The following is a 3,505-nucleotide window of genomic DNA, read 5'->3' on the forward strand; positions in this document are numbered from 1 at the left end:
TAGTTGGATAGTGTGCTACATGGCCGTTTTTATCTTCTTTTTTTCTATTTTTTAAATCCAAATACTATTCAGGAGGTGTAATGTCCGCCGCTGCCAAACATGAAATGGTAAAAAACTGGATTCGACAGTACTTGAAAGAATTCGGCGAATATAACGGAACATTCGAGGAGCTTGCCAACTTAACAAAAACAAGTGCCTACCTTGTTAAAAAAGCCATAAATGAACTTGAGAAAGAAAATTTCTTAACGGCAGAATCCAAAAGAGGCAAGGGTTTAAAACTCAAGCTGAATGAAAAAGAGCCTATAAAGGAGACAATTTCCGAAACGGCAGAGAAAATTGCCGAAGAAGAAAAAGAAACAAAAGAAACAGGAGAAACAAAAACAGAAAAGAAAAAGAGAAAAACGTCCCTTCAGGACGAAGTGCTTTCATCTCTCCTTGGAAAAGACATAACTGTCTTTCTGATAAGCGGAACAAGGTTAGAAGGCCAGCTTCTTGACTTTGATAACTTCACCCTCTCTATGACGGCGCCAAAAGGCAGATCATTAGTTTACAAACACGCAATAGCAACGATAATATACGGATGAACAGGATGAGAAGACACAAAACTCTTGAAGAACTGCAACTTGAGCTCATAGAAATGCTTGAAGAAAAAGGTGAATTCAGAGGCTCTGTTTCAGAATTTATGAAGCTGTTAGATGTAAAGCAGGAGGTAGTAATTCCTCTCCTGAACAGCTTAAAGGCCTCCGGTGACATAAACTACGAGGTTAATGGTGAAGATATCATAATCAGACCTGCCTCTTTTGCAACCGTACCGCAAATACTTACAGAAGAGCAAGAAAAAGAGATAAACGAAAAACTCAAAGAAGGATACAGGTTAGTTGCATCGTCACTCCTTGGAGGCGTTCAGAGTAGAACACTGAGGAATCTCATTAATAAAAGGGTTATTGTATTCTTTAGAAACGGCTCAAAAGTTGAAGGTAAACTCAAAGGATTTGATAGGTATGTCCTCAGAATCAACTCATTCATGGGGAAAATGTTAGTCTATAAGCACGCCATAACAACAATAATATATAAGCCGTAGAGGCTCAAAACCTCTACGGCCAACTTAATTATCTGCTACCTACCTTCATATTGTGGCAGGTCATACAATCCATCTTTGTCTTGTAAATACCAGGAGCACTCACGGGTTTAAAGGTTCCATTATGGTAAGCGTTAAGAAGTTCTACGGTCTTTTTCGCAACATCGGCGGTTAGCCTTGCACACCTTTCAGACCTTGCCTTGCTGTCATAGGCAAAACCTGTCTTCTCTATCCACTTCATAACGGAAACGTGACAAAGAGGTGATGTTGCAATACTTGCCGCAAAAGCCCCTTTATATTTGGCAGGATGCTTCGGATAATAGATTGGAAGCGGTGTTTCTTCATACCATCTGTAAAGAGCGTCAATCACCTTCTTCCAGCCTTTACAAGAGATAGAGATAATGGCGGCAGCACCGTTTAAAGTACCACAAATGGTTCCCCAGCCGTTTATACCACCTTTCCCGTATTCAAATAGTTCTCCCGGAATACCAAGATAAGGACCACCTACGCTCTCTTTAAGCGTATCAAGAATTGATGCAAAAACACCATAGGCGCAGTGGCCTTTTAAATAATATCTGTAGGCTTTCTCAGCTATCATATCAGGATCTATAGGCTTGTAAGGATAAGGTGGTTCCATCTTTTTAGAACCTGCAACTGCGGCAGCGCCTGAAAGGCCGCCAACAACAAGACCGGCAGTTCCAATAAGGCTTTTTACGATGAATTCTCTTCTTTTGTTACCCATAATTCCCTCCCTTGTTTTATCTTATTTTCTTTTATTGTAGTACTTTTTACCGCAGAAAGAATAACCGCTCGGTTTAATATTTTTAAAATTGCTCCATAAACTACTGCAAAAGATTATTTAATAGAAACGATAATTAAGTAAACCGGCGAAAAAGAAAATAAATTTAATATTTCAAATTCCGCAATAATTTTATTTTTTCACTTTTGAAGCTTTACGTCAAAATAATCCCTCAATCCATCACCCAAAAGGTTAAAGGCAACTATAACCAGAAATATCGCAACTCCGGGAGCAAGGAGCCAGGGAAAAGTGGTAAGCTTAGTAACGTTTTGAGCTTCGGCAAGCATATTTCCCCAGGAAGGATAGGGTTCCTGAACACCAAGACCTATCAAACTCAATGCAGACTCCCCGAGAATGTATCCTGGAATAGATAGAGTTGCAGCAACAACAATATAAGAAAGAGTATTTGGAATTACGTGTTTCCTCACAATGTAAAAACTGCTTCCTCCCATCACCTTAGCCGCCTTCACAAAATCGTTTTCCCTTATAGAGAGAGCCATACTTCTAACAACACGGGCAAGCCCCGTCCAGCCAAGGAGCGAAAGAATAGCCACAATAATGAAAAAGACAGCAATACTCGGCATATCAACAGGAAACATGGAACGCAGTGCAAGTAAAAGATAAAAAGAAGGAAAAACCATCAAAAGTTCAACTATCCTCATCGTGACAGTATCAACTATACCGCCGTAATAACCAGCTATTGAACCTATTACAAGTCCAAGAGAAAAAGAGATGGCAACACCTATTAAACCTATGGTCAAGGAAATCCTCGTTCCGTAAATGAGCCTTGAAAAAATATCTCTACCGACACGGTCAGTTCCTAAAAGGAAAATCTTTCCAGGTGCCTTTACCCCAAATAGATGAAGATCTGTCTTTATAAAACCAAATATGTAGTGAGGTTCCCCTCTGACGAAAAATTCAACAGGATAGGTCTCGTTCCAGCAGGTAGTATAGACTTTAAAAACGGGATCTACTAATTTATGACCATAGACAAAGGGTCTTAAATGAAAATGACCTTCTCTGTCAAAAAAGTGAATAGGTGTTGGAGGCTGGTAAGGATTGTGTCTAAACTGAATATCGTAGGGATACGGCGCAATAAAATCTGCAAAAATGGCAATGAAATAGAGAAAAATGAGAAAAACAAAGGCAACAAAACCCGGTTTATGCTTTCTATAAAGTCCTTCTAAAAACTTCCTCACCTTCTACCCTCTACTTCCCTTTCCCGTATCCTCGGATCGTTAAGTGCAAGTAAAACATCAGCAATAAGATTTCCCACAACGAGCATTATGCCTCCTATGTAGAGCGCCCCCATAACTACAAAAAGATCCTGAGACATAACCGCTTCAAACATCAATCTTCCCATTCCCGGCCATGCGGTGATTATCTCAATCAGGGCAGCACCTGAAAGGAGGCCTGCTATGTCAAAACCTATCAGCGTTATAAACGGATTCATTGCATTTTTTAGAACGTGTTTAAAGAGAATAACTCTGTATGGAAGACCCTTCGCAACGGCAAGTTTAACATAATCTTTCTCAAGTTCATCAATCACGGTTCCCCTCACTAAACGAACAAGACCCGAAATATTGCCGACAACCATTGCCGTAAGGGGAATCACCATATGCTTCAAT

General features: G+C 39.9%; 5 protein-coding genes. 2 read left to right on the forward strand and 3 right to left on the reverse strand.

Annotated features, from left to right (window positions below; translation table 11 throughout):
* Positions 1-80: 80 nt before the first annotated feature.
* Together MV676_RS06300 and MV676_RS06305 are read left to right on the forward strand one after the other, a co-directional pair.
* Positions 81-584 carry an RNA chaperone Hfq gene (locus MV676_RS06300; protein WP_297445910.1) on the forward strand — a complete coding sequence of 168 codons (504 nt, stop codon included), beginning with the start codon at positions 81-83 and terminating at the stop codon, positions 582-584.
* A gap of 5 nt (positions 585-589) precedes the next feature.
* Complete coding sequence (locus MV676_RS06305) at positions 590-1,081, forward strand: RNA chaperone Hfq (protein ID WP_022846959.1); 492 nt, start codon at positions 590-592, stop codon at positions 1,079-1,081.
* A gap of 28 nt (positions 1,082-1,109) precedes the next feature.
* Here MV676_RS06305 and MV676_RS06310 read toward each other — a convergent pair whose 3' ends face one another.
* The 3 genes from MV676_RS06310 to MV676_RS06320 form a co-directional block, all read right to left on the reverse strand.
* Complete coding sequence (locus MV676_RS06310) at positions 1,110-1,820, reverse strand: C-GCAxxG-C-C family protein (protein ID WP_022846960.1); 711 nt, start codon at positions 1,818-1,820, stop codon at positions 1,110-1,112.
* A gap of 197 nt (positions 1,821-2,017) precedes the next feature.
* Positions 2,018-3,076, reverse strand: coding sequence for an ABC transporter permease (locus tag MV676_RS06315; RefSeq protein WP_297445912.1), 1,059 nt, complete (start codon positions 3,074-3,076; stop codon positions 2,018-2,020).
* On the reverse strand, positions 3,073-3,505 hold a 433-nt coding region (locus MV676_RS06320; protein WP_297445914.1), incomplete at its 5' end, for an ABC transporter permease. The genes MV676_RS06320 and MV676_RS06315, both read right to left, overlap by 4 nt.

Source organism: Desulfurobacterium sp. (assembly GCF_027028515.1).
Lineage (GTDB): Bacteria > Aquificota > Aquificia > Desulfurobacteriales > Desulfurobacteriaceae > Desulfurobacterium_A.